Below are 23,966 nucleotides of genomic sequence, written 5' to 3'. Positions count from 1 at the left end.
TTCGCCTCCGGTGAGCAAGTATCGGTCAGCCGTCCGAGCCCGTCAACCAGTCCCGGCTGCCGCGCTGGTCAGCGCACGCGGTCGTAGACCATCGCCGTCTCCCCCAGCTCGCCGGTTTCGTGGCCGGTGAGCCGCCACTTCGAGGACGGCAGGCCGTCGTCGAACAGCCGGGGGCCGCCGCCCGCGATTTCCGGGCAGACCATGAGGTACAGCCGGTCGAGCAGGTCCGCCGCGAGCAGCGGTTTGATGACGCTCGCGCTGCTGTTGACGAGGATGTCGCCCCCGGCCGCGGTCTTCAGCTCGGCGACGACGTCCGCGGCGGGCGCGTTCACCAGCCGGGCGCGCTCCCACGGGGCGTCGGCCAACGTCGTGGAGAAGACGACCTTTTCCACGTCCACCAGCCATTGCGCGTAGCCGCGGTCGCGCGGGTCGGCGTTCTCGTCGGCGGCGACCGTGGGCCAGAACCCCAGGAAGCCCTCCGCGTTGCGGCGACCGAGGACCGCTGTCGTCGCCCCGGCCCAGATCCGGCTCAGGTGGCGCCGCGCGGCTTCCGTCGTGGCGTACGGGAGGATCGCGCCCATGTCGGCGGGCCCGGCGGGGCCGTGGTAGCGCCCGTCGAGGGTGAGGCTCAGGTTCGCGGTCACCCGGCGGCCGGTCGGCTCGGTCATGGTTCAGGCCTTTCGTTCGGAGAGCACGGCGGTGAGGTGGTCGAGCACTTGGCGCCAGCCGGTTTCGATCCCGGCGATGGAGGGGACGGCGCCGACGGTCGTCGCGGTGATGCGCAGGCCCAGCCGCAGCCGGGTGCCGGCCGCGTCCGGGTGCAGCTCGAGGTCGTAGTGGCCGGTGAAGGAAGCGGGGCCGGTCACCGCGAGGTCGAACCCGAGGTGGCCGGGCTCGTCGGCGACGCGCACCCGGCCTTCGGCGCGGTACTCGCCGTCGGCGTCGCGGTAGCCGAGCACGACCCGGCCGCCCGGCCGCGGCTCGAGGGTGCACGCGGTGACCGTCATCGACGGGGGAACCCACCAGGACGCGAGCAGGTCCGGGTCCGTCCAGTGCCGCCAGACGTCGCCGGCCGGCACGGGCAGCAGGCGGTCGAACGTGAAGGTGCGCCCGTCCGCCCACCGGTCGCGGTCCGCGGCCGCCGCGTCCGCCTCGATGGCCGCGCGGTACCGCGCCACGGCGGCCCGCTCACCGGCGTGCGCGCCGGTGGCGTCGGCCAGTTCCCGCAGCCGCGTGGCGAGCGCTTCCAGGGGGCCGGCTTCGAGGGCGTGGACCCGCCGCTGGCCGAGCGGGAAGACGGTGACCAGCCCGGCCCGGGCGAGGGTCTGCAGGTGCTTGGTGGTCTGCGGCTGCCGGAGCCCGGTCAGTTCGGCCAGCTCCCCGACCGAGCGGGGGCGCTCGGCGAGGAGTTCGACGATGCGCCACCGCGCGGCGTCTCCCAGTGCTGCGGCAATCCGGTCCATGAACCAAGTACTCACACAGCAGAATATTCACGTCAAGGAATATCTTGGCCGGGCAGCCAGCGCAGCCCGTGGGCGTACCCCAGCTGAGGCGCGGTGAACTCCTGCACCACCTCGCAGGCGCCGTCGAGCGGCAGCGGCTCGCCCGGCTGGGGCGGATCGGCGAGCACCGAGGGCGGGACGCGGTCCAGCCGCCACACCACCCTTGGCGGCCGCCGCGGGTCGAAGCGGACGCGCACCTCGAACGACTCGCACGTCACCAGCGGCACGAACACGTACGACGGCCGGATCGGGAGGCCGTCCCGGATGCGGTGCACCAGCGAGTACGTGTGGCTGTCGCCGCGGGAGAGGGGCCGCGGCAGGTCCAGCAGCCAGCGGAAGTGGCGCTGGCCCTCCCGGGTGCCGGCGCTGATCCGGACACCGTGCCGGGCGTCCGCGGTGACGTCGCGTTCCCCGTCCCGGCCGTCCTCGGTGCGGGGCACCGTGAACCGCGCGGCGATCCGGCCGAGGGCGTCGCGGGTGGCCACGATCAGCCGTTCCTCGGTCACCTCCGGCTCGCTGGTGTCGAGCCGGACGAGCACCTTGAGCCGCTTGACGAACCAGCCCTCGTCCGGGCCGGGCACGCCGTCGCCCGGCCGCGTGCCGGCCTCGATCTCCGCGGCGAGCCGGGCGAACGACCGGTCGACGCGGCGCCGGGCCGTGCGCTCCGAGACGCGCAGCTGATCCGCGAGCACCCCGATCCGGTCGCTCAGCAGGGCGTGCTGCGCGCCGGGGGCGATGCCCAGGGCGACGTTCACCGCCAGCCGGTCGTCGGCCGGGAATTCCGCGATCGCGGCCGAAATCGCTTCACGCAGAACGCGGCGCGCATCGCGGTCGTTCGTCGTCCGGTGGATTTCGCACCAGCCGGAAACGAGCGGCCCGAGCCGGCTGCGCAGCCGGTCGGCTTCCAATCCCCAGCCGCGCCGCAAGGCGGTGAGTTCCCGGATCAGCCCGTCCTCTTGTGCCATCGGATTTCCAGTGAACCCTATTCAGCCGTCGGCCGGCGCGAGGTCGCCTCAGGCCGGCGAGTTGCGAAGCGTAGCGCCATCCTAACCGGAATAAGGTTCATTGTGACCCGCGCACTTCGCGGCGATCGGTGGCACCGGCTGCGCCGATCAGGTGATTCCGCGGTGGCCAGGAATTGGCCAGTTCCCCGCCATTTCGGCCCGCGCGCGGCCTTTTCCGCATCCGCGGCTGCCCGACCATTTTCCCGTCGGCTTTCCGTCGGCCTCGGGGAGGATGGGTGCTCGACACTACCGGCCCGGCCGACGTCGCCGGTGTGCGGCGGCTGGCCCGCGACGGCCTGCTCGCCGGCTCGGCGGCGGCCGCCCGGCCCCGCGCCCTCGCCCGCCTGCGCGGCGGGGTCTACACGGTGGCGTGGCCGTTGGTCTTCACGCGGATCACCAAGCCGCTGGAACACCGGCGCCGGCACGCGGACTGCGCCCGCGGGCTCGAATGGCTGCGGCCGGACTGCCTCGACCGCTTCCACGACGACGTGGAGGCGGTGGTGGACCACGCGCTGCGGCGGGCGACGAGCCCGATCGAGAACCTCGAGGGCTGGCTGGCGACCCGCCTCACGCCCGCCACGGTCGACGCGCACCGGCGTCGCCGCGGCGAAATCGGGGCACTGCAGCGCCCGCGTCTCCCGGCGTGGCTGGCCGGCGCGCTCGGCGGTGATCCGTGGCTGTGCGACCTGGCGGTGCGGATCCTGGTCTGGGTGGGAGTGCCGGCCACGGCGGGCGCCGAGCTGTGGCCCCTGGACGGCTGGGCGGCCCGCCGCGCCGAGGTCACGGGCGAGCCGCCGGCCACCCGCGACACCCTCGACCGCGAGGTCAGCCGGGTCCTGACCGCGATGCGCACCCGGCCGGCGTGGCACGCGGAGCACGTCGAGCGCCCGCTGGGGCACAAGCAGCCCCCGGTCGCCCCGATGCCGGCGGAGCTCCCGGCGCTGGAACTGGTCGGCGAGCACGAACTGGCGGACGCCCGGCTCGCGGGCCTGGCCGAGCAGGCCCTGCGGGCCATCGAGACCCGCCTGAACCGGGGAGAAGCCCCCGCCGCGGCGGTGACCGAGGTGGTCAGGACGGTGTTCGGCGAGCACACCGCGGACGGCACCGCCCGCGACGACTGGCTGGCGGCCGCGCTGGCGGACCAGGACCGGCTGGCGGAGATCGTGACCACGGTCCTGGCGATCCTCGACCGCTGAGCCCGGGCGACCGAGTGGCAGCGCGCGGAGCCGGCGAGCGCAGGTTTCTACCGGACTCGGTGGGACGCGTTCGGCGGCAGCGGGAGCGGGAGCGGCAGCGGTTCGGTGGCCTCGCGGCAGCCGTACCGCTCGAACACCGCGCGGGCTTTGTCGCGCAGTTCGACGGCCCGGCGTTCGTCTCCGGACAACGCCGCCGCGACGGCCAGGTCGCGGATCGTCCTGGCCTGCCAGACCGGCAGGTCCAGTGCCCGCCACCACTCCAGGGACCGGGTCAGGTGCGCGGTGGCGGCCTCCGGCGCGCCCGTCGCGAGGTCGAGCTCGCCGAGGGTGCGCAGGAGCAGCGCCTGGCCGAAGCCGTCTTGGAGCTCGTTGCAGACCGTCAGGGTCTCCTCGAGCGACTTCCGGACCTCCTCGCCCCGGCCTTGCCGGATGCGCACCTTGGCCAGTGCCTGGTCGGCGTAGGCGACGACGAGCCTGCTGCCGACGAGCCGCAGTTCGGCCGCCGCCCGGGCGCAGCAGTCGGCGGCCTCGCCGAGCCTGCCCGCGGCGCGGTGGATGATGCCGATCGACCGCAGGGCCAGCGCCGCGCCACGGCGGTTGCCCGACGCGCGCCAGAACTCGAGCGCCTTGGTCACGGACTCCGCCGCGTGGAGGAGGTCGCCGGATTCGGTGAGGATCATGCCGAGGTTGTGCTCGGCCTGGGCGAGCTCCTCGTCGGTTCCTTCGCTCCGCAGCACCGGGACCGCCTCGGTCAGCGCCCGTTCGGCTTCGGCGAACGAGCCGTGTTCGCGCAGCACGACGCTCATGCTCAACCAGGTCCTGGCCTGGCCGAGCCGGTCGCCGACTTCGGCGAACGCGGCGAGCGCTTGGTGGTGGTAGGCGAGCGACTCGTCGAACCGGTCCTGTTCGAAGTACAGCGTCCCCATCCCGCTCAGCAGCAGTCCCTCGGCCGCGCGGTCGCCGGCCCGCCGGGCCGCGGCCAGCGCGGCGGTGTGGGTCCGCCGCCACTGGCGGAACTGGTTGCGGGCGGCGAAGCTCGACGCGGACAGCGCCGAAGCCAGCGCGGCCGCGGTGCCCACCAGGTCCCGTTCGCTGGTCTGCTCGACCACGCTGACCAGCAGCTCTTCCTCGGCCTCGAACCAGGTGTCCGGATCGGCGCGGATGCCTTCGACGACGGCTTGGTCGAGCCGCCCGGAGCCGGCCGGCGGGGGTGTCCGGCCGGACGCGTGCCGGACCAGCTCCAGCGCGTCCCGGCCCACCCGCTCCAGCGCCGCGCGCACGTCGTCGGCCGTCTCCTCGGCGTCGCACAACTCACCGGCGTACACCCGGGTCAGGTCGTGGATGCGGTACCGGCTCAGCCCGGTGACGTCGGCGCCGGCCGGGTCGAGCAGCTGCGCGTCGACCAGCCGCTCGATCACGTCTTCGGCCTCGGCGACGGGGATGTCCAGCAGCGGAGCCGCGAGCCAGCCGGCGAAGTCCGGGACGCCGGTCATGCCGAGGCGGCGCAGCGCGGTGCGTTCCTGCTCGCCGAGGCCGTCGTAGCTCACCGCGAGGCTGCCCCGGACCTCCAGATCGCCGAGGACGAGTTCGTTGAGCAGCCGCTGCTTCCGGCCCAGCCGCTGCGCCAGGCGGGCCACCGTCCAGTCCGGCCGGGCGGCCAGCCGGGCGCCCGCGATGCGGACCGCGAGCGGCAGGTGCCCGCACAGCCGCACGATCTCCAGCGCGGCCTCCGGTTCGGCCGCCAGCCTCGGCCCGACCAGCTTGGCCAGCAGTTCGAGGGTTTCCTCCTCGCGCAGTTCGTGCAGGTCGAGCAGCGCGGCGCCCTCCAGCGCGGCCAGCCGGACCCGGCTGGTGACCAGCACCGCGCAGCCGCCACCGGGCGGGAGCAAGGGCCGGACCTGCTTTTCGCCGGCCGCGTCGTCGAGCACCACGAGCACCCGGCGATCGGCGAGCAGCGACCGGTACAGGTCGACGCGCTCGGCCGGCTTGCCCGGAATTGCCGCGTCGGCCACCCCGAGCGCGTGCAGGAACCGGGCGAGCACCTCGTCCGGATCGGCCGGTTCGGGGTGGTTGCCGTGGAGGGTGGCGTAGAGCTGCCCGTCGGGGTACTGGTCGCGGATCCGGTGCGCGGCGTGCACGGCGAGCGTGGTCTTGCCCGACCCCGGCTTGCCGGAGACGGCGCACACCCGGGCCGCCGAACCACCCGGGCGCAAGCCCCGCAGCACGCGGTCGGCTTCTTCGCGCCGGCCGGTGAAGTCCGAGATGGTGGCGGGCAGCAGGCTCGGGGTGAGCGCCGCGACCGGTGCCGCCGCTTCGCCCGCGGGTTCGGCCAGCACCGTCTGGAACGCCGCCCGCAGCCGCGGTCCCGGTTCCACCCCGAGTTCGTCGTCGAGCAGCCGGCGTGCCTCGTGGAAGGTGGCCAGCGCGTCGGCTTGGCGGCCGGCCTGGTGCAGCGCCAGGATCAGCTGGGCCCGCAACGGTTCCCGCAGCGGGTGCTCGGCGACCAGTTCGGTCAGCTCCCCGGTCAGCGCGCTGCCGCGGCCGAGCCGGAAGTCCGCCTCCAGCCGGGCTTCCACCGCGGCGAGACGGGCCTCGGCCAGCTTCGTCCGCTCCGTCTCCGCCCACTCGCCCTCGGCTCCGCCGAGCGGGGATCCGCTCCACCACCCGAGCGCCTCGGTCAAGGTCGCCGACGCCAGTTGCGCGTCACCGGCCGCGAGCGCTCGCCGGCCCGCGCTCACCCCCCGCTCGAACCGGACCAGGTCGATCGACTCGGGGGCGACGTCGAGGACGTATCCCGGCGCCTGCCTGCGCAGCGCGTCGTCGCGGTCACCGAGCATCCGGCGCAGCGCCGAAACGTACGTGTGGAGCACCGAACGAGCGCTGTTCGGCGGTGTTTCGCCCCACAGCGCGGTGATCAGGGTGTCGATCGGCACCACGCGGCCGGCGTTGACCAGCAGCACCGCCAGCAACGTACGCGGCTTCGGGCCACCGAGCGGGACCTGTTTCCCGGCAACGAGTACCGCCATCGAGCCCAACAGCCGGAATTCCACGCTCGCCCCCACAGTCCGGAAAACCCAATCTACAGACGGGAACCGCGCGGTGCCGTTGTCCCGATCATCCCCGACGTGACGATCCTGTGATCCTCCCGCCACAGCGGCCTGCAGAAAAGCTCCAAGGCCACCTGGAGGTTTCTTGAAGGCCGCCCCGGCAGTGTTCTCGTTGTCGCAACCAGCAGATCAAGTCCCGAGGGGGAAACCGCAATGAAGAACCTCGCTCGCCTCGCCGCTCTCGCTCTCGCCGTCGCCGCACCGCTCGCCCTCGCCGGCCCGGCGCACGCCGACGCCACCGGCTCCATCACCGGCGACGTGTGGCTCGACAGCAACAGCAACGGCCTGAAGGACGTGGGTGAGCCGGCCATCGCGGGCCAGTGGATGGTGATCGACGGCACCGGCAACGCGGTGCAGACGGACGCCAAAGGCCAATACGAGTTCAAGAACCTCCCGGCGGGCAGCTACGCGGTGAAGTCGACCGACCGCGCCGGGTTCGGCCAAGGCTGGACGACAGTGGGGGGCGACTCGGCGTTCCGCGGCTCCGACGGCAAGCTCTGGAACCCGGTGGTCCTGACCGCCGGCCAGCGGGTGAAGGGCCTGGACAGCGGTTTCGCCACCGCCAAGGTCGACTACGAGACCGTCCAGATCCTCATCAGCAACCGGGACCCGAAGGTCGGCGACGTGATCGACATCAGCGCTTCCGCGAACCCGAACGGCAACGTCTACGACCAGTTCGGCGGCCAGCTCTCGCTGCCGGACGGCCTGCGCGTCCTCGAGCGTCGCGGCGGCATGCCTCCGTACTACGCGACCGAGCCGGCCGGCAAGGTCACCGGCTTCTTCTACGACCGTAAGCACCCGAATTCGTACGAGTGGGTCGGTGCGCGTGTGGTCGTCGAGAAGCCGCTGTCCGCCGCCGAGATCAAGTTCACCGTGTGGAAGGGCATCTTCGCCAGCACTGACACCAACCCGGCCAACGACGTCCTCTCGACCACGCTGACCACGAGCTAACACCGCCGGGGGGCGGGAAGGCCCGGTTCCCTGGGAGGGGGGACCGGGCCTTCTTCGTGCGTCCACCGGCGCTCGGGCGTGCCGCCGATCAGCCGTCCTCGACCGAACGGCGCCGGGCCTCGAACACCGCCGTCAGCGCCTCGGGCGAGCAGCCTGCGGCTCGCGCGCGCCGGCCCGCCGCTGTCAGCTCGGCCAGCAGGAGCGCGCGGACCGCCGCGCGGGTTGCCTCCGGGAGTCTCGGACACGGGTCGGTCACTCCCGGCCTCCTCTCTCCCCTCGCACCAGCCTTCACCTGACGGACACGCGCGTCAGCGCCACCACGGCGGCGGGGGCACCGGGAGCCGCAGGGGGCAGCCGGTGTGGCGGCCCGTCCAGCAGTCCGCCAGCCAGCGGGTCAGCGCGACCGGGCCGAGCAGGCTGTCTTCCCACACCGGCGTCAGCTCGCCCGCCCGGCGCAGCAGCGCTTCCGCCGTGCCACAGAACGACACCACCGCCGCGACGGCCGTGTCCGCCCGCTCCCCCGGCCAGGCGACCGCGGCTCGCGGCAGCCGGGCCGGGATGGCCAGGCCGGTGCCGATGGTGCAGTTTCGCGCCAGCTGCACGGCGAGATCGAACTCGACCGCTTCGGCGTGACGCTGTCTGGCCCGCCAGCGGGGTGAAGCGGCCGCGGCGTACAGCCCGGCCAGCCGGGCGGCGACCAGCCCGTCCCACACCGTCAAGAGCACCGCTCGCGTGTCGGCCGGATGGGCGTCGGCGAGCTCGTGGGTGACGGCGCTGAGCCAGGCACACGGGTCCTTGACTTGACGATCAGCGGCGACGGTCACGGCAGTCAGTTTCCCACCGCCACGCGGAAGCAACCCCAAGATGATCATGGTTCATCCGAGGACCACCCGGTCGGTGGCGAACCGTTGAGCGGCGCTGTAACCCAATCGGGCACTGGGCGTGACCGAATCGTCACAGGTGTGCCATCATGTCGGCGCTCAGTGCCGAGCAAGCACCCCGCCCACCCCCGCGAAAGGCCCCGAACACCAGTGATCAAGATCAGCAAGAGCCGGGCCGGCACCCCGCGCGTCACCTTCAGCCTCCCGATCGGCGCGCCGCCCGGCCGGGTGAGCGTCGTGGGCTCGTTCAACGACTGGACTCCCGGCCGCCACCACCTCACCCCGCGGTCCAACGGCCGCCGGTCGGCGGTGGTCGACGTGGCGCCGGGCACGGTCCTGCAGTTCCGCTACCTCGGCGAGGACGGGCACTGGTTCGACGACCCCGACCTGCCCGACCGCGCCGACGGCAACTGCGTCTGCGCGACCTCCTGACAACGCTGACGACGCTGATGGCGCTGACGGCTCAGGTCCGGCGGCGGCGCTTCCCCGCGCCCCCGCCCGCGGCCCGCCGGGCCGGTTTCCCGGCTTTCGCCGCTTTCGCCGCGGCGGGCTTGCGTTCCGGGCGCCGGCGTTCGGCCGGCGCCGCCGGGCGCCCGCGCGTGCTGTTCACCGTCCGGCCGCGGACGATCCCGATGAACTGCTCCATCAGGTCCGTCGTCTCCTCCTCCAGCCACGACAGCGCGACGCTCGACTGCGGCGCGTCCTCGACCGGCCGGTAGGTGAGGTCACGGCGGTGGTGCAGCCGGGCGATCGACTGCGGGACGACGAGCACCCCCACGCCGGCCGCGACCAGCTCGATCGCGTCGGCCGTCGTCTCGGGCCGCGAAACCGCCGGGCGGCCCGGCAGCGCCGGCCACTCCAGCGTGTCGTCGAGGGGGTGCAGCACGACCTCGTCCGCCAGGTCGGCGGTGGACACCTCGTCCGCCGCCGCGATCAGGTGCTCCTTGGGCACCACGACGACCGTCGTCTCGGTGTAGAGCGGGATCGCGTGCAGGCCGTCCCGGTCGATCGGGGACCGCAGCAACGCCGCGTCGGCGTCCCGGGCGCGCAGCAGGCCCGCCGCGTCGGCGGCGGCGACCGGGACGAGGGTCAGCGGCACCTCCGGCACCCGCTCACCCCAGGTCCGCACCCACTTGGCGGGCGTCGCTCCCGGGACGTACGCGAGCTTGAAAGAGGTCACCGGGTCAGGTTACCGGGAGTGACGCTGGCTACCCTGGACGGCATGACGTCGCACAAGACCACCCAGACGATGAAGCCCGCGACCGCGGCGAAGAAGCTGGGTGTGTACCTCGAAGCCACCCCCGCGGAGTTCCGGGAGGGCGTCGTGACGCGCGACGAGCTGAACGCGCTGCAGGCCGACCCGCCGGAGTGGCTGCGCGAGCTGCGCCGCACGGGCCCCCACCCGCGGCCGGTGGTCGCGGCGAAGCTGGGCGTCTCCATCGGCGGCCTCACCCGCGGCGGCCTCACCGAGCCGCTGACCACCGAGCAGATCGAGGCGCTGAAGGCGGAGAGCCCCGACTGGCTGGTGCGGGAACGCGCCACCCAGGCCGAGGTGCGGCAGGAAGCGGCGCGGGTCAAGGAACAGAAGCACTGACCGCCGCCGATCTTTCGCCCGAGGCCGCGGACCGCCTCGACACCGAAGACGAACTCGCCGCCTTCCGCGACCGGTTCGTCCCGATCACCGACCCCGGGGTCGTCGCCTACCTCGACGGGAACTCCCTGGGCCGTCCGCTGCGGGCCACCGCCGAACGGCTCCAGGAACTCGTAGCCCACGAGTGGGGTGCGCGGCTCATCCGGTCCTGGGAAGAGCGCTGGCTCGCGCTGCCCGAGGCGATCGGGGACGAGCTGGGCCGCGTCGCGCTCGGGGCCGCGCCCGGGCAGACGATCGTCGCCGACTCCACGTCCGTCTGCCTCTACAAGGCGCTCCGGGCCGCCGTCGCGCTGCGGCCGGGGCGGGACGAGATCGTCACCGACACCGCGAACTTCCCCACCGACCGGTTCCTCGTGGAGAGCGTCGCCGCCGAACTCGGCCTCACCGTCCGGTGGGCCGGAAGCGAAGACGTCGCCGCGGCCGCCGGGCCGCGGACCGCGGTCGTCACACTGTCCCATGTGGACTACCGGACGGCGGCGATCACCGACCTGGCCGCCGTCACGCGGGTGGTGCACGAGCGCGGCGGCCTCGTCGTCTGGGACCTCTGCCACAGCGTCGGCGTGCTCCCGGTCGAGCTGGACGCGGCCGGCGCCGACTTCGCCGTCGGCTGCACCTACAAGTTCCTCAACGCCGGGCCCGGCGCACCCGCGTTCCTCTACGTCAACGCGCGCCACCACGCGGCGTTCGGCCAGCCCGTCACCGGCTGGATGGGCGCCGCCGACACCTTCGGCATGGCCGCGAAGTACGTGCCGGCGCCCGGCATCCGGCGCGCGCTCTCCGGCACGCCGCCGGTGCTCGGCATGGTGGGCGTCCGGGAAGGCGTGGCGCTGCTGGCGGAAGCGGGCATCGACCGCGTGCGGGCCAAGGCCGTCGCGCTGGGCCGGTGGGTCCTCGCCCTCGCCGACGCGTGGCTCGTCCCGCTCGGCTTCACGGTCGCCTCCCCGCGCGACGACGACCGCCGGGGCGGCCACGTCACCCTCCGCCACCCGGACGCCGAACGCCTTTCGCGCGTCCTCATCGAGCACGGCGTGCTCATCGACTTCCGCCGTCCCGACGGCATCCGCATCGGGCTGAGCCCGCTGACCACCGGCTTCGCCGAGGTCCGGCGGGCGATGGACCGCATCCGCCGGCTCGCCGGCTGAGCCGTCCCGGCGGCGGCAAGCTACCTCGAGCGGCGCCCGGTACGCCGACCACGCTCGCCGGATACCCGGCGAGCAGGACCGCACCGGTCCGGCGGGTCAGCCGTCCCTCGGCCGGCGCGATGCCCAGGTACGGCACCGTCCAGCCGCTCGGAGGACCGGGTGGGCGTCGGAAATAGTAGCCATGTACTTAATAGCCATGTACAGTTTCCGGCATGAGCACTCCCGGTCACCTCGTCTGGCGGCTCTCCACGAAGTGGCGGGTCGCCGTGGACCGCGCCCTCGCCCCGATCGGGCTGACGCACGCGCAGTACGTCTTCCTGGCCTCGCTCTCCGGGCTGGAGCGCGCCGGCGCGAGCCCGAGCCAGCGCGAACTGGCCGACCACACCGGCCTGGAAGCGCTCTACGTCTCCAAGCTCGCCCGCGCGCTCGACGCCGAAGGTCTCGTCGAACGCACCCGCGACCCCGCCGACACCCGGACCGTCCGGCTGCGCCTTACCGCCCGCGGGCGCGAGGTGACCGAGCCGGCGATCGCCACCGTGGCCGAGCTGCTCGACCGGCTCCTCGCCCCGCTCGGCGGCCGGACCGGCGATCGCACCGCGGCGCTGGCGCGGGAGCTCACCCTCCTCCTCGACACCCCACTGGAGCCCTGAAGGCCATGCTGCACCACCAAGAATCCGGCACCGGCGCGCCGATCGTCTTCCTGCACGGCAACCCCGGCTCGTCGCACAGCTGGCGCCACGTCCTCCCGCACGTCGGCGGCGGGCGGCTGCTGGCTCCCGATCTCATCGGCATGGGCCGGTCGCCGAAGCCGGACATCGCCTACACCTTCGCCGACCACGCCGACTACCTCGACGCCTGGTTCGACGGCCTCGGCCTCGACGACGTCGTCCTCGTCGGCCACGACTGGGGCGGCGCGCTGGCCTTCGACTGGGCGGCGCGGAATCCCGGCCGGGTCCGCGGGGTCGCGTTCTTCGAGACCATCGTGAAGCCCATGGCCTGGGAGGACCTGACGCCGCAGGCGGCCGAGCGGTCACGCCGGATCCGCACCCCGGGCGCCGGCGAGGACCTGGTGCTGACGCAGGACCTCTTCATCCGCCAGGCGTTCACCGGCGGGGTACGCACCCCGGTGGCCGACGACGACCTGGCCGCCTACCTCGCCCCGTTCCCGACGCCCGAAAGCCGCCGCCCGGTCCTCGCCTGGGCGCGCCAGCTGCCACTGGGCGGCGACCCGGCCGAGCTGGTCGCCCGGATCGAGTCCTACGACGAGTGGCTGGCCGCCAGTGAGAACACCCCGAAGCTGCTCATGACGTTCGAAGGCTCACCGACGCTGCTCATCGGCGAGAAGATGGCCCGGTGGTGCGCCGGCCACATCGCCGCGCTGGACGTCGTCGCCTGCGGGGAAGCCGGACACCACGCCCAGGAGGACCGGCCGAAAGAGATCGCCGCGGAGATCGCGGCCTGGCTGGACCGGCACGGCCTCCGCTGACACCCACGACCGGCCCGGACCTCACGTGTGCCGCAGAGGCGGGTTCGCCGCCACCCCCAAGACCCGCGCCGCGACCCATGCCAGGCCGTCGGCTGTCCGGGCCGGGGTGTCCGATGGTTGCATGACGTGGCTGAGGACCGTGCGGACGACCAGGTCGATCACCACGTCGATCTGGTCGACGGCCAGCGGTGGGCGGTAGGCCGCCACGCGCTCGGCCACCACCGCCTTCGCCCGGGTGAGCAGCGCGCCCGCGTCGGTGGTCAGCAGCGGGAGGAGTTCGGGGGCGGTGCCGTGCGTCGCCGAGACGATCGCGCGCAGCAGCGTGTTGTCGTCGGCGAGCTCGAGGACCGCGCGGACGGCGTCGTAGATCGCCTCGACCAGGTCGTCCGGGTGGCGGTCGAAGGCGGCGCCGACCACCGACAGGAACCGGCCGAGCTCGTGCGCGACCATCGCTTCGGCCAGCGCGGCCTTGGAGCCGATCTCGTTGTACACCGTCTGGCGGCTGACGCCCGCCAGCTCCGCCAGCCGGGCCATCGTGACGGCCGGCCAGCCGGACCGGGCGGTCAGCTCGATCGCCGCGGCGATGATCGGCCGCCGGTGCTGACCACCTTCCGCCGGCACCGGAACCGCCCCGCTCATGATCGGCATTCTAGGTCGTGCCACCCCCGGCCGGGCCCACCCGCCCCGGCGCGACGAAGTCGACCTTCTCGCGCACGCCGCAGTCCGGGCAGCACCAGGAGTCCGGGATCGCCGCCCACGGGGTGCCGGCCGGGAAGCCCTCCCGCGGGTCGCCGCGCTGTTCGTCGTAGACGTACCCGCAGCCGGGGCACATGCCGCCTTCGGTGGCGTCGCCACGGGTGTCGGCGAGCTCGCGCCCGGCCGCCGTGACCCGGGTTCCGTGGCGGGCCAGGACTTTCGCCCGCTTGCCCGGCTGGATGTTGGCGCGCGAGATGTCACCGCCGTAGTGGGCGAGCACCCGCGGGTCCATCACCCGGCGCCACAGCGGCGGGACGAGCGCCAGCACGATCATCCCGGCGTACCCGGTGGGCAGCACCGGCGACTCGGCGAAGTCGCGCAGCGTCTGGTAGCGCCGCGTCGGGTTGGCGTGGTGGTCGCTGTGCCGCTGCAGGTGGTAGAGCAGGACGTTCGTGGCGATGTTGTTGGAGTTCCAGCTGTGGCTGGGGTCGACGCGCTCGTACCGGCGCCGCCCTGGCCCGCCGACCCGCTGCCGCAGCATGCCGTAGTGCTCCATGTAGTTGACGACCTCCAGCAGCGAAAACCCGACGACGGCCTGGATCACGAGGTAGGGCAGCACACCCGCGCCGAGCCAGGCGATCATCGCCGCCCACAGCACCGCGGACATCAGCCAGGCGTTGAGCACGTCGTTGCCGAGCCGGTAGGGGTGCCGGTCGCGCCGGGCGTAGCGCTTGCGCTCCAGCCGCCAGGCCGACTTCAGCGAGCCGAACACCGTGCGCGGCCAGAAGCGGTAGAAGCTTTCGCCGAGGCGGCTGCTCGCCGGGTCCTCCGGGGTCGCCACGCGGACGTGGTGGCCGCGGTTGTGCTCGATGTAGAAGTGCCCGTAGCAACTCTGCGCCAGTGCGATCTTCGACAGCCAGCGCTCGTGGCTTTCCTTCTTGTGGCCCAGTTCGTGCGCGGTGTTGATGCCGATCCCGCCGACGCAGCCGATCGACACGGCGAGCCCGATCTTGTCCACCACACTGAGCTCGCCCCGCGCGATCAGCCAGAACGCCGCGGCGAAGCCGAGGTACTGGACGGGCAGGAAGGCGAAGGTGATCCAGCGGTAGTAGCGGTCGTTCTCCAGCCGCGCGATGACGTCGTCGGGCGGATTGCTCCGGTCGAGCCCGGCGACCAGGTCGATGCCGGGCACGATCACGAGGATCACGACCGGCCCGATCCAGAACCAGCCACCCCACCCGGTGGCGGCGTGCAGCCCGATGGCCAGGAACGCCAGGGAGGGCACGACCAGGCCGATCAGCCACAGGTACCGCTTGCGGTCGCGCCACAGCTCGGTCGAGCCGGCGGGCACGGTCCCGATCGCTTCGCTCATCACACTCTCCTTGGCGGCTGAGTGGACAAGACGATAGCCGACGTCCATCCAGCTTGACAATGACGAAGCTGTTGTAAAGCTCCGGAGAGCGGACGTCCTCCTCGTCCGACACCGGAGTCCCGGCGGCAAAGGGAACTTCCGGGCACCGCCCGTTCCCTTCTTTCCTCCGCCGTCAACCACTGCACACACCGAACCGGCGGAATTCACTTTCACCCGTTCGGCCCAGTGATCGACATCCCGAAATAGGCCACAGCGCCAGTACCTGAGGAAATGCCGGTAATCGTCCCGGAGCAGACAGTAAACACTGTTCGCCGCCCGGCGGACGAGTGTCCGGAAGCCGGGTCGCACCGAACGGGCGTCAGGGGTTCGTGGTAAAAAACGGACCCTGATCGATTCTGCGGCAACACGGAGGGTGAGGCGAAGACGGGTGACGGCGGCCGCTGTGTCCCATCGTCGTGTCCGCTTCCTCGTCCGGGTCCCCATTCCTCGCCGACCGTCACTCAGGAGTTCGTGAACCGCCGTGCTGAACAAAGACCCCAGGGACGAGTCGGACAAGCCGTACGACAAGTCGATCCGCAAAAGGCTGACCAGGACCGTTCTCATTCCCAGCGTGACGCTGCTGGTGCTGTGGATCGCGGTCTCGTCGTACTTCCTCTTCAATGGCGTTTACGTCCGCTTGGTCGCCGCGTCCGTGCGCGAGGTGTCGATCCCCGCCGCCACCGCGCTGGCCGAGTTCCAGAAGGAACGCCAGACCGCCCTGCAGTACCTCGATGACCCGGCGCTCGGCCCGGCGCGGCTCCAGCAGCAGCAGAAGGCCACCGACGCCAAGCTTTCCGAGCTGAAGGACGCGTTCGCCGCGACCATCTCCAACGCACCGGACGAGATCGCGTCCAAGGTGAACGCGCTCAAGGCGCAGTTCGACCAGCTGCCCGTGCTGCGCTCGCAGGTCAGCTTCCGCAGCATCGACCGGGCCCAGGTCAACACCTACTACAACGGCGTGATGGACACCGCGTCCAACCTCTTCGACACCCAGGCCCGGATCGTCCCCGACTCCGAAGCCGCGACCGGCGGCATCACGGCGACCTCGGTCTTCCGCGCCGGCGACATGATGTCGCGCGAGACGTCGCTGGTCTCCACCGCCTTCTCCGCCGGCACGTTCGCGCCCGACGACTTCGCCCAGTTCGCGCAGCTGTCCGGGCTCTACCGGACCCAGCTGACCCAGATCGCGCCGTTCCTCGACGCGAGCGTCCGCGACCGGTACCAGGCGCTGACCACCAGCACGGCCTGGCGGCAACTGGGAACCGCCGAAGAGGCGCTGGTGAAGCACGGCCCGTGGTCCGCCGGCGAGCAGAAGTCCGTGCCGGTGTCCGAAACGGACTGGGAGAACGCGACGAACCAGGTCGCCCAGGGCCTCAACGACCTCGCCATCACCCAGGCGGACAAGGTTTCCGCCGCCGCGATCGACGCCGGTGACGCCCAGCTGCGCAACGTCATCGTCGGCAGCATCGTGGCCCTGCTCGCGTCGCTGGCGGCGATCATCGTCGCGGTGCGGGTGTCCCGCTCGCTCGTCGACCGCGCGCTGATGACACGCCTCGCGCGGCTGCGCAACGACTCCCTCGACCTCGCCCGCAACCGGCTGCCGGACATCGTGGAGCGGCTGAAGAACGGCGAAGCCGTCGACCTGAAGGAAGAACTCCCCCGGCTCGACCACGGCCGCGACGAGATCGGGCAGGTGGCCGAGGCGTTCAACGTGGCCCAGCTGACCGCGGTCAACGCCGCGGCGAGCGAGGCGAAGGCCCGCAGCGGTGTGCACAACGTGTTCCTCGGCATCGCGCACCGCAACCAGGTCCTCGTCCACCAGCAGCTGCAGATCCTCGACGAGATGGAAGCGCGCGAGGACGACTCGACGCAGCTGGCGTCGCTGTTCCAGCTCGACCACCTCGCCGCGCGCGCCCGCCGCACCACCGAGAACCTGATCATCCTCGGCGGCAAGCAGCCCGGCCGCCGCTGGCGCAAGCCGGTCCCGCTGATGGAGGTGCTGCGCGCCGCCGTCTCGGAAACCGAGCAGTACGCCCGGGTCCAGGTCGAGCAGGTGGCCGACGTCGCGATCGTCGGCGCCGCGGTCGCCGACACGATCCACCTCGTCGCCGAGCTCGTCGACAATGCGACGTCGTTCTCGCCGCCCGGCTCGCCGGTCGAGGTGACCAGCCGGATGGTCGCGCGCGGTGTCGTCGTCGACGTGTCGGACCAGGGGCTCGGCATGAAGGACGCCGTCCGCGAGTGGGCCAACGCGATGATGGCCGAAGCACCCGAGTTCGACGCGATGGCGCTGCGGGCCGACTCCAGCCTCGGCCTGTTCGTGGTCGCGCGCCTGGCCGCCCGGCTCGGCATCACCGTCACCTTCGACCCCTCCCGCTACGGCGGCCTGCGCGCCACCGTCCTCATCCCCACCCAGCACCTGGCCGGCGAGGACGCCGACCGGGCCGACGGCCCCGGGTCCACGCCGGCGGAGGACACCGCGGTCCTCGCCCCGGTGGGCGCCCCGGCGCCGCAGGCAGCAGAAAGCCCGCTCCGCACGATGGACACGCCCAGCTCGTTCAGCGGCCAGATCCCGATGAAGCGAGACACCAAGCCGAGGCCGTACCCGGCACGCGCCCTCACCCCGCCCGACGCCCTGCCCTCCGTGCCGGCGGCGGCGCCGGAGCCGGCAGCCGTCACTCCGGCAACGGACGTGCGGCCGACCGACGACCGGCCCCGGCTGCCCCGGCGGGAGCCGCAGCAGAACCTCGTCGCCCAGCTCGAGAACGAACCCGACGACAGCCAGGACGAGGTCGTGGCACCGGGGGAAGGCACCGCGCGCACGCTCGCGGCGTTCCACAAGGGCACCCGCCGCGGGCGCGGCGGGCCGGACGACCACTCCTAATCCCCGACCACACACCGGAAAGTCCACACAGGAAAGTCAGGGTCTGAAGTCGAATGAACGAGTACGGGAACCCCAAACCCGATCTCAACTGGCTGCTCGACGACATGGTGAACCGCGTGGTCGGCGCGCAGAACGCCATCGTGCTGTCCGCCGACGGGCTGCTGATCGGCAAGTCGGCCGGGATGAGCAAGGACGACTCGGACCAGCTTTCGGCCATCGCCTCCAGCCTGCAGAGCCTCGCCAAGGGTGTGAGCAAGCAGTTCAACCGCGGCCCGGTGCTGCAGAACATGATCGAGATGGAACGCGGCTACCTGTTCGTCTCCGCGGCCGGGCAGGGTGCCTGCCTCGCGGTGCTGGCCGCGGACAACGTCGACGTCGAAATGATCGCCTACGAGATGAGCCGGCTCGTCAAGCGCGTCGGTGACTACATGGCGTCCGCGCCGCGAGAAGCGGCGTCGGTCCTCCGGGAGGCCACATGAGTGCCGAAGACGGCTGGTACGACGAAGCCGCCGGGCCGCTGGTCCGGCCGTACACGATCACCAGCGGGCGGACGCCGGCCGGGACCGCGCGGCTCGACCTGTCCACGCAGGTCATGACGCTGCGGTCGGAGCAGGAGCCGGCCGGGCTGGGCCCGGAGCACGTGGCGATCGTGCAGCTGTGCCGCCACCCGGTGTCCGTCGCCGAGATCGCCGTCTACGTCAAGATCCCGCTCGGGGTCGTGCGGGTGCTCGTCGGCGACCTGATCGAACGCGGCCTCGTCATCACGCGCTCCCCTGCCCACAACCCGGCGCAGGCGCCGGACCTCGAAACACTCCAGGCGGTTCTCGATGGCCTCATCAAGTACTGACGGCACGGGGGCGGACATGGTCCCCACGCCGGTCAAGATCATCATCGCGGGCGGTTTCGGCGCGGGGAAGACCACGATGGTCGGTTCGGTCAGCGAGATCCCGCCGCTGACCACCGAAGAGGTGCTCACCGAGGCGAGCGCCGGTGTCGACGACCTGTCCGGCGTCGAGCGGAAGACGACCACGACGGTCGCGCTGGACTTCGGCCGGATCACCATCTCGCCGCGGCACGTGCTGTACCTGTTCGGGACGCCGGGCCAGGCGCGGTTCTGGTTCATGTGGGACGACCTGGCCCGCGGGGCGATCGGGACGGTCGTGCTGGTCGACACCCGGCGGCTGGAGACCAGTTTCGCCGCGATCGACTTCTTCGAACGCCGGAAGATCCCGTTCGTCGTCGCGGTGAACTGCTTCGACAACGCGCCGCGCTACACCGCCGACGAGATCCGCGAGGCACTGGTCGTCCCGGACCGTGTGCCGATCGTCATGTGTGACGCACGCGACCGCGACTCCAGCAAGCTCGCCCTCATCCGGCTCGTCAAGCACGCGATGACGGCGGTGCCCGCCGCCCGGGTCTGAGACCTGCGCGTTGTCCGCTTGTCCCCTCAGGACACCGCCGGTGTCCGTTGTGGCCCTCCGTGGCCGCGGCGGGCACCGGCGTACCCACATGGCGCAATTGACTGGACCACCCGGGTGCAGACTTTTAGTTGAGCAAGCATCCAACTGATAGCATCCGCTCGTGACGAGTCGCATGCCGGAGTTTCCCGAATATATAAGGGAAAACTATCCGGCGGAGGGTCGTCTGTTCGGCGACTTCCTGAGTGGTATGTGGTCGACCGCCTGCGAAGCGCTCGACGTCCCCGTGGAGCATTCCGTCCGGACCACCCGGATGGTGCGGGCCCTGCTGCCGCCGTGGGCGCACGAGCGGATCGGCCCGGTCCCCGCCCAGCCGTCCTATGTGGCGGACGACGGCTTCCCGGCCGAGATGTCGGTCAACTGGTCCGGACCGCGGCCGGAACTGCGCGTGCTGTTCGACAGCCTCGGCCACGAGGTGGTCTGGCCTGGTGACAGCGTTTTCCGCACCCGGCGCCTCGACCACGTCCGCGAGACCTTCACGCCGCGCGCGGGCCGGCCGTCACCGGCGCCGCTGTGGCATTCGATCGCCTGGCGGCCACCGTCCGGCGTGGTCCACAAGACGTACTTCGGGCTGTACTCGTGGCCGCACGCGCAACGCGAGGCTGCGGTGACCGAAGCCATGGCGCGGCTCGGCCTGGCCACGGCCTGGGCCGACGCCCGCCGCCGGGTCGAAATCGTCGAAGGCGACCGCGAGATCGAGTTCTTCGCCGTCGACCTGGCCGACGACGCGCAGGCCCGGGTCAAGATCTACTACCGCAACCACGACGCCGGCCTGGCCGAGGTCGAGCGCGTCGCCGCGGTGGCGCTGCACCACGACTCCCACCGGGCGCGGGCCGCCTACCGGACGCTGGCCGGCGAAGGCGCCGACGCCGGCGAGGCGGCGTTGAGCTGCCTGGCGTTCCGGTCCGGCGTGGACCGCGCCGCCGAATCCACGACGTACCTCCGGCTGCCCGCCCTCGTGCCGGACGACCGCGAAGCCGTGGAGCGCACGGCCGCGCTGCTGCACGACCACGGCGTCGACCCCGGCCGGTTCCGCGCCCTCGCCGCCGCGCTGGCGCCCGGGCCGCTGAGCGGCAGCCGGGGTGTCCTGGAACTGGTGAGCTTCCGCGCGGCGGGCCGGCACGGCGACGTGACCACGTACTTCCGCTTCCCGGTCTACGACCGGCCGCCACCCGCCCCCCTTTCGCCCGTCGATCTCGGGTAGCCGACCGTCAAGGAGAAGATCGTGACCGAGCAGGACGTCGAGCGGGTCGCCCGCCACAACGAGCAGCGGCAACGGGAGTACGAGGGGTCGGACCTGATCCGGTTGCTGACCGACGAGAACACCACGGCCGAAACGAAGAAGACGGTACTGACGTACCTGCAGCCGTGGTCGAACGCCTTCCAGCGGATGATCAGCGCCCGGGTGACCTTCGAGAGCGACCCGGAACTGCGCGCGCTCGCGTGCGAGCACCAGGCCGAAGAGGTCGGCCACGACAAGATCCTGGCCCGCAGCCGCGCGGACGACCGGGAACCGGTCTGGGACCCGGTCATCGAGATGGGCGCGTCCTGGTTCGTCGACCAGTTCGCGATCCTGCCCGGCGTGCAGCGCGCGGTACTGGCCCACCTGGCCCTCGAAGCCGGCAGCCTGGTGTTCAGCCAGGCCGGCACGCGCGCGTTCCCCGACGACGAATACTTCGAGCTGCACGACGAGGCGGACGTCGAACACCTCGAGATGGGCTACGAAGTGCTGCGGCGGCGGGGCGACTGGACGCCGGAAGCGGTGATCACGGTGCTGGACCGGGCGTGGCAGGTGATCGGCGTGGTTTCCGACCGCATCGCCGAGTGCGCCCGCCGCGATACGGTGGCGGCATGACGACCACCGAACCGGCCGCCGCCGCCCGCGAAATCGCCGCCGAGGCCGCCCGGGCCTACCAGGAAGCGTTGGGAGAGCGCCTGATCGGCGCCTATTTGCTGGGCAGCCTGTCCTACGGCGGCTACTCCGCGGCCGCCAGCGACATCGACCTGGCCCTGGTCCTCACCGACGCCGGCGACCGCTCGGCGATCGAGCGCACGACGGAGGCCCTGCAGGAGCGAAGCCCGTTGCACCGCAAGCTTTCGGTGTTCTGGGCATCGCTGCCGGCCTTGCGCGAAGGCCGCGACGACGGCCGTTTCCCGGCCCTGGACCGCCTGCAGCTGGCCGACGACGGCCGCGTCCTCGTCGGCGAAGACGTCCGGGCGGAGGTCTCCCGGCCCGCCGCCGCGCAGCTGCTGCTGGAAAGCGCCGGTTTCGCGATCGCGGTCCTGGCGACGGAGGAGGTGACGGCCGAGTTCCGCGCACCGAAGCGGCTGCTGGTGGACAAGGTGTGGTTCACGAAGGCGGTGCTGTTCCCGGTCCGCTTCCTGTATTCGGGAACGACCTCGACGGGCCGCGCGGCGAACAACGACGAAGCGATCGAGTGGTACTTGGCGCAGCCGGACGCACCGGCGGCGTCACTGGTCCGCCTGGCGCGGGAGGTCCGCGCCGGCCACCCGCTGGAGCCGGCCGAGGTGGAGCCGGAGCTGGCGGCGGGGCTGGTTCCGCTGTACCACCACTACATCGAGGCGGAAGTCCGCCGCCTGCGCGACACCGGAGCACCGGAGGACCTGGTCGACGCGTTCACCGACTGGGCCAAGCGCCTGGACTGAGCCGGCTCCCGGCGGCGTGCGGGGAAGCACACCGCCGGGACCGCTTTTAGTGGATCTCTCAGTGGATCTGGATGTTCCCACCGTCGAGCGTCCGGCCGTACCCGGCCGAATAACCGTTCGCCAGCAGCAGCTCGAACCGGTCCGCCCGCCCGGGTTCACCCGCGTCCACGAGGTGGAGGCGGAAACCCGTCGGCACCCCGTTCAGCACCGCGTGCCCGAACACGTAGGCGTCCGGTCCCGAGACCGAGATCCCGGTGATGTCCGAGGTGTGCAGGTCGATCCCGTTGCCGTGGTCGTTGTACTCGAGTGTGCCGCGCGGGCCTTCCTTGCGCTGCATGAACTCGAACCCGGCGGTCGCGGTCCCGCCGGGCACCAGGATCCGGATCCCGCCGGTGATCTTGCCCGGCTGCGAGGTGACGAAAGCCGGCGCGACCGCGGTCGTCCCGCACTCGGCAACAGTGACCGTCTTGACGATGGCGAACTTCCCGTCCAGCGAGGTGAGATCCGGGTCGGTGGTGAAGACGCCGTCCGGCAGGATCAGCGTCACCCGGTAGGTGCCGGGCAGGAGCCCGCCGACGGTCGCGGTACCCGACGCGGTGCGCGGAGCCGGCGGATCGTTCGCGAGGACACCGGGCACGCTCACCTCGTCGACCCGGATCGCCACGCCGTCCGGAGCGGTGACGGCGACCGCACCGAGGCAGACGTTGCCGAAGTCGACACCCCCGGCGACCTGGCCGCTGGTCACGGTGACGGTCGTGCTCCCCGACGCCGGCGTCGTCCGGCGCCACCCGTCCTGCTGCCGCTCACGGACGGTGTAGGTGCCCGGCCTCAGCCCGGAGAAGGCGTACCCGCCGTCGGCCCCGGTCATCGCGGTCGCGCCGCTGTCCAGGTCGAAGGTCCAGTCCGCCAGCCCGGGATCACCGGCCCCGCTGCCGTCGGCCCCGTGGTCGTCGAACTTCCGCCCGCCGATCGACGCCGGCCGGTAGTTCCCGAAATCGTTCCCGCCGAAGTGCGCTGCGCCCACGCCGTACCCGACGGAGACGGGGGCCGGCGCGTGCGACTGGACCCAGCCCGCCTGGGGACGTTCGGTCAGGGCGTAGGTCCCGGCACCGACCGGGAGGGCGTTGGCGTTCAGGGAGAAGGCGTAGGTGCCCCCGGCGTCCGTGACGGCCGTAGCGACAGGCGTCCCGTTGTAGGACAGGTCGATCGTCCAGCCGGGCAGGCCGGGTTCGGAGGCCTGCCGAGCCCCATCACCGTTGACGTCCTCGAACTTCGTCCCGCTGATCACCGGCACCGGTCCGGCGCCGCCGTGGTTGAAGTTTCCGCAGGCCACGCCGATGAACGCGCCGTTCCAGTACTTGACGTGGATCTGTCCGGTGCCGATCTCGTCGTAGATCTGCTGGAAGCCGTCGCGGACGTGCGGGCAAAGGCCCCCGGTGTTCCCGTCGCACCCGTTCCAGAGTTCGTGGGGCCGGTCGATCGCCACGATCGGCGCCCAGACCATGAAGTTGCGGTCGAAGCCGCCCTGCGCACCGTAGAAGGCGGTGACCGCCGGCTGGGCGAACTGCCCGGGGGAGATCGAGTTCCCCACTCCGACGTCGTAGACGTAGGTGGACCGGTAGGTGCTGGTCGTGATCATCGCCTGCTCGTCGGGCCAGAGCACCGCCGCCGAGGCGACCGGCGCGAAACCGAAAACGGTGAGCGCGACAACGGAGAACAACACCAACGGGATGCGGAGCACCCCGGAGATTTTTCGCATCGTGTCAACCCTTCCCCTGGCACGCCAGGATTCCGACGAGGCCGGGGACGAGCCGTCGTGCACCGCGGGTTCGCGGTGCGCAGCCAGGGTCGCGGCGCCCCCGCGCCCGCGGAGGGGGGGCCGGGGGGGGGCCCCCCACCCGCCCGGCGCC

24 protein-coding genes are annotated in these 23,966 nt (G+C 72.2%); 14 read left to right on the top strand and 10 right to left on the bottom strand.

Features of this window, described 5'->3' with window-relative positions; translation table 11 throughout:
• Positions 1-68 precede the first annotated feature (68 nt).
• The 3 genes from ACFVYA_RS37995 to ACFVYA_RS37985 are packed head-to-tail and all read right to left on the bottom strand — an operon-like array spanning position 69 to position 2,467.
• A complete protein-coding gene (locus ACFVYA_RS37995) occupies positions 69-668 on the bottom strand; it encodes a dihydrofolate reductase family protein (RefSeq protein WP_387051997.1) in 600 nt (199 codons plus the stop codon).
• Between the two features lie 3 nt (positions 669-671).
• Positions 672-1,463 (bottom strand): metalloregulator ArsR/SmtB family transcription factor, encoded by a 792-nt coding sequence (locus ACFVYA_RS37990; protein WP_387052008.1) that lies wholly within the window; start codon positions 1,461-1,463, stop codon positions 672-674.
• Between the two features lie 32 nt (positions 1,464-1,495).
• The gene (locus tag ACFVYA_RS37985) at positions 1,496-2,467 is read right to left on the bottom strand and encodes a hypothetical protein (protein WP_387051996.1); all 972 of its coding nucleotides are present in this window, start codon (positions 2,465-2,467) and stop codon (positions 1,496-1,498) included.
• A 275-nt stretch (positions 2,468-2,742) separates the two neighbouring features.
• On the opposite strand from ACFVYA_RS37985, the gene ACFVYA_RS37980 reads away from it, so the two are divergent.
• Positions 2,743-3,702 carry a hypothetical protein gene (locus ACFVYA_RS37980; protein WP_387051995.1) on the top strand — a complete coding sequence of 320 codons (960 nt, stop codon included), beginning with the start codon at positions 2,743-2,745 and terminating at the stop codon, positions 3,700-3,702.
• A gap of 47 nt (positions 3,703-3,749) precedes the next feature.
• Here ACFVYA_RS37980 and ACFVYA_RS37975 read toward each other — a convergent pair whose 3' ends face one another.
• On the bottom strand, positions 3,750-6,728 hold the full coding sequence (locus tag ACFVYA_RS37975; protein WP_387051993.1) for a BTAD domain-containing putative transcriptional regulator: 2,979 nt from the start codon (positions 6,726-6,728) through the stop codon (positions 3,750-3,752).
• Between the two features lie 234 nt (positions 6,729-6,962).
• Here ACFVYA_RS37975 and ACFVYA_RS37970 point away from each other — a divergent pair, with 234 nt between their 5' ends.
• Positions 6,963-7,760, top strand: a complete 798-nt coding sequence (locus ACFVYA_RS37970) for an SdrD B-like domain-containing protein (protein WP_387051991.1) — start codon at positions 6,963-6,965, stop codon at positions 7,758-7,760.
• An 88-nt stretch (positions 7,761-7,848) separates the two neighbouring features.
• Here ACFVYA_RS37970 and ACFVYA_RS37965 read toward each other — a convergent pair whose 3' ends face one another.
• Together ACFVYA_RS37965 and ACFVYA_RS37960 are read right to left on the bottom strand one after the other, a co-directional pair.
• The gene (locus ACFVYA_RS37965; protein ID WP_387051989.1) at positions 7,849-8,016 is read right to left on the bottom strand and encodes a hypothetical protein; all 168 of its coding nucleotides are present in this window, start codon (positions 8,014-8,016) and stop codon (positions 7,849-7,851) included.
• A gap of 52 nt (positions 8,017-8,068) precedes the next feature.
• Complete coding sequence (locus tag ACFVYA_RS37960; protein ID WP_387051987.1) at positions 8,069-8,584, bottom strand: hypothetical protein; 516 nt, start codon at positions 8,582-8,584, stop codon at positions 8,069-8,071.
• Positions 8,585-8,791: 207 nt separating this feature from the next.
• Here ACFVYA_RS37960 and ACFVYA_RS37955 point away from each other — a divergent pair, with 207 nt between their 5' ends.
• Complete coding sequence (locus ACFVYA_RS37955; RefSeq protein ID WP_285993609.1) at positions 8,792-9,073, top strand: isoamylase; 282 nt, start codon at positions 8,792-8,794, stop codon at positions 9,071-9,073.
• 31 nt (positions 9,074-9,104) lie between these two features.
• Here the strand turns inward: ACFVYA_RS37955 and ACFVYA_RS37950 are convergent, their stop codons facing one another.
• Positions 9,105-9,821: a LysR substrate-binding domain-containing protein gene (locus ACFVYA_RS37950; protein ID WP_387051985.1), complete on the bottom strand. Its 717-nt coding sequence runs from the start codon at positions 9,819-9,821 to the stop codon at positions 9,105-9,107.
• 42 nt (positions 9,822-9,863) lie between these two features.
• Between ACFVYA_RS37950 and ACFVYA_RS37945 the strand changes: the two genes are divergently transcribed.
• The 4 genes from ACFVYA_RS37945 to ACFVYA_RS37930 all read left to right on the top strand — a co-directional run bounded on the left by ACFVYA_RS37945 (position 9,864) and on the right by ACFVYA_RS37930 (position 12,920).
• On the top strand, positions 9,864-10,235 hold the full coding sequence (locus ACFVYA_RS37945; protein WP_285993611.1) for a DUF5997 family protein: 372 nt from the start codon (positions 9,864-9,866) through the stop codon (positions 10,233-10,235).
• Entirely contained in the window at positions 10,232-11,434 is a 1,203-nt protein-coding gene (locus ACFVYA_RS37940) for a kynureninase (RefSeq protein ID WP_387052007.1), read from the top strand. The genes ACFVYA_RS37945 and ACFVYA_RS37940 overlap by 4 nt, the downstream gene beginning before the upstream one ends.
• Positions 11,435-11,646: 212 nt before the next feature.
• Complete coding sequence (locus ACFVYA_RS37935) at positions 11,647-12,084, top strand: MarR family winged helix-turn-helix transcriptional regulator (protein ID WP_387051984.1); 438 nt, start codon at positions 11,647-11,649, stop codon at positions 12,082-12,084.
• Between the two features lie 5 nt (positions 12,085-12,089).
• On the top strand, positions 12,090-12,920 hold the full coding sequence (locus tag ACFVYA_RS37930) for a haloalkane dehalogenase (RefSeq protein ID WP_387051982.1): 831 nt from the start codon (positions 12,090-12,092) through the stop codon (positions 12,918-12,920).
• Between the two features lie 21 nt (positions 12,921-12,941).
• Here the strand turns inward: ACFVYA_RS37930 and ACFVYA_RS37925 are convergent, their stop codons facing one another.
• Entirely contained in the window at positions 12,942-13,568 is a 627-nt protein-coding gene (locus ACFVYA_RS37925) for a TetR family transcriptional regulator (protein WP_387051981.1), read from the bottom strand.
• Between the two features lies 1 nt (position 13,569).
• Positions 13,570-14,988 carry a fatty acid desaturase gene (locus tag ACFVYA_RS37920; RefSeq protein ID WP_387051979.1) on the bottom strand — a complete coding sequence of 473 codons (1,419 nt, stop codon included), beginning with the start codon at positions 14,986-14,988 and terminating at the stop codon, positions 13,570-13,572.
• A 520-nt stretch (positions 14,989-15,508) separates the two neighbouring features.
• Between ACFVYA_RS37920 and ACFVYA_RS37915 the strand changes: the two genes are divergently transcribed.
• The 7 genes from ACFVYA_RS37915 (at position 15,509) to ACFVYA_RS37885 (ending at position 22,056) form a co-directional block, all read left to right on the top strand.
• Positions 15,509-17,911, top strand: a complete 2,403-nt coding sequence (locus ACFVYA_RS37915; protein WP_387051977.1) for a nitrate- and nitrite sensing domain-containing protein — start codon at positions 15,509-15,511, stop codon at positions 17,909-17,911.
• Between the two features lie 53 nt (positions 17,912-17,964).
• Positions 17,965-18,390: a roadblock/LC7 domain-containing protein gene (locus ACFVYA_RS37910; RefSeq protein ID WP_086851216.1), complete on the top strand. Its 426-nt coding sequence runs from the start codon at positions 17,965-17,967 to the stop codon at positions 18,388-18,390.
• Positions 18,387-18,758: a DUF742 domain-containing protein gene (locus ACFVYA_RS37905; protein ID WP_103338558.1), complete on the top strand. Its 372-nt coding sequence runs from the start codon at positions 18,387-18,389 to the stop codon at positions 18,756-18,758. Before ACFVYA_RS37910 ends, ACFVYA_RS37905 begins: the two co-directional genes overlap by 4 nt.
• A gap of 16 nt (positions 18,759-18,774) precedes the next feature.
• Positions 18,775-19,332, top strand: a complete 558-nt coding sequence (locus tag ACFVYA_RS37900) for an ATP/GTP-binding protein (protein WP_387051976.1) — start codon at positions 18,775-18,777, stop codon at positions 19,330-19,332.
• 247 nt (positions 19,333-19,579) lie between these two features.
• A complete protein-coding gene (locus tag ACFVYA_RS37895; RefSeq protein WP_387051974.1) occupies positions 19,580-20,593 on the top strand; it encodes a hypothetical protein in 1,014 nt (337 codons plus the stop codon).
• Positions 20,594-20,614: 21 nt separating this feature from the next.
• On the top strand, positions 20,615-21,244 hold the full coding sequence (locus ACFVYA_RS37890; protein WP_387051972.1) for a hypothetical protein: 630 nt from the start codon (positions 20,615-20,617) through the stop codon (positions 21,242-21,244).
• Positions 21,241-22,056, top strand: coding sequence for a hypothetical protein (locus tag ACFVYA_RS37885; protein WP_387051971.1), 816 nt, complete (start codon positions 21,241-21,243; stop codon positions 22,054-22,056). Before ACFVYA_RS37890 ends, ACFVYA_RS37885 begins: the two co-directional genes overlap by 4 nt.
• Before the next feature lie 58 nt (positions 22,057-22,114).
• Here the strand turns inward: ACFVYA_RS37885 and ACFVYA_RS37880 are convergent, their stop codons facing one another.
• Positions 22,115-23,815, bottom strand: coding sequence for a post-COAP-1 domain-containing protein (locus ACFVYA_RS37880; RefSeq protein ID WP_387051969.1), 1,701 nt, complete (start codon positions 23,813-23,815; stop codon positions 22,115-22,117).
• Between the last annotated feature and the right edge of the window lie 151 nt (positions 23,816-23,966).

The organism is Amycolatopsis sp. NPDC058278 (genome assembly GCF_042881395.1).
Lineage (GTDB): Bacteria > Actinomycetota > Actinomycetes > Mycobacteriales > Pseudonocardiaceae > Amycolatopsis.
This window is presented reverse-complemented; position numbering and strand designations above follow the sequence as displayed.

Coding starts and splice junctions, on each gene's coding strand:
- ACFVYA_RS37925 (WP_387051981.1), bottom strand. CDS start 13,568: ATGCCGATCATGAGCGGGGCGGTTCCGGTGCCGGCGGAAGGTGGTCAG.
- ACFVYA_RS37880 (WP_387051969.1), bottom strand. CDS start 23,815: ATGCGAAAAATCTCCGGGGTGCTCCGCATCCCGTTGGTGTTGTTCTCC.
- ACFVYA_RS37990 (WP_387052008.1), bottom strand. CDS start 1,463: ATGGACCGGATTGCCGCAGCACTGGGAGACGCCGCGCGGTGGCGCATC.
- ACFVYA_RS37995 (WP_387051997.1), bottom strand. CDS start 668: ATGACCGAGCCGACCGGCCGCCGGGTGACCGCGAACCTGAGCCTCACC.
- ACFVYA_RS37905 (WP_103338558.1), top strand. CDS start 18,387: ATGAGTGCCGAAGACGGCTGGTACGACGAAGCCGCCGGGCCGCTGGTC.
- ACFVYA_RS37945 (WP_285993611.1), top strand. CDS start 9,864: ATGACGTCGCACAAGACCACCCAGACGATGAAGCCCGCGACCGCGGCG.
- ACFVYA_RS37975 (WP_387051993.1), bottom strand. CDS start 6,728: ATGGCGGTACTCGTTGCCGGGAAACAGGTCCCGCTCGGTGGCCCGAAG.
- ACFVYA_RS37895 (WP_387051974.1), top strand. CDS start 19,580: ATGTGGTCGACCGCCTGCGAAGCGCTCGACGTCCCCGTGGAGCATTCC.
- ACFVYA_RS37885 (WP_387051971.1), top strand. CDS start 21,241: ATGACGACCACCGAACCGGCCGCCGCCGCCCGCGAAATCGCCGCCGAG.
- ACFVYA_RS37910 (WP_086851216.1), top strand. CDS start 17,965: ATGAACGAGTACGGGAACCCCAAACCCGATCTCAACTGGCTGCTCGAC.
- ACFVYA_RS37970 (WP_387051991.1), top strand. CDS start 6,963: ATGAAGAACCTCGCTCGCCTCGCCGCTCTCGCTCTCGCCGTCGCCGCA.
- ACFVYA_RS37900 (WP_387051976.1), top strand. CDS start 18,775: ATGGTCCCCACGCCGGTCAAGATCATCATCGCGGGCGGTTTCGGCGCG.
- ACFVYA_RS37930 (WP_387051982.1), top strand. CDS start 12,090: ATGCTGCACCACCAAGAATCCGGCACCGGCGCGCCGATCGTCTTCCTG.
- ACFVYA_RS37985 (WP_387051996.1), bottom strand. CDS start 2,467: ATGGCACAAGAGGACGGGCTGATCCGGGAACTCACCGCCTTGCGGCGC.
- ACFVYA_RS37935 (WP_387051984.1), top strand. CDS start 11,647: ATGAGCACTCCCGGTCACCTCGTCTGGCGGCTCTCCACGAAGTGGCGG.
- ACFVYA_RS37920 (WP_387051979.1), bottom strand. CDS start 14,988: ATGAGCGAAGCGATCGGGACCGTGCCCGCCGGCTCGACCGAGCTGTGG.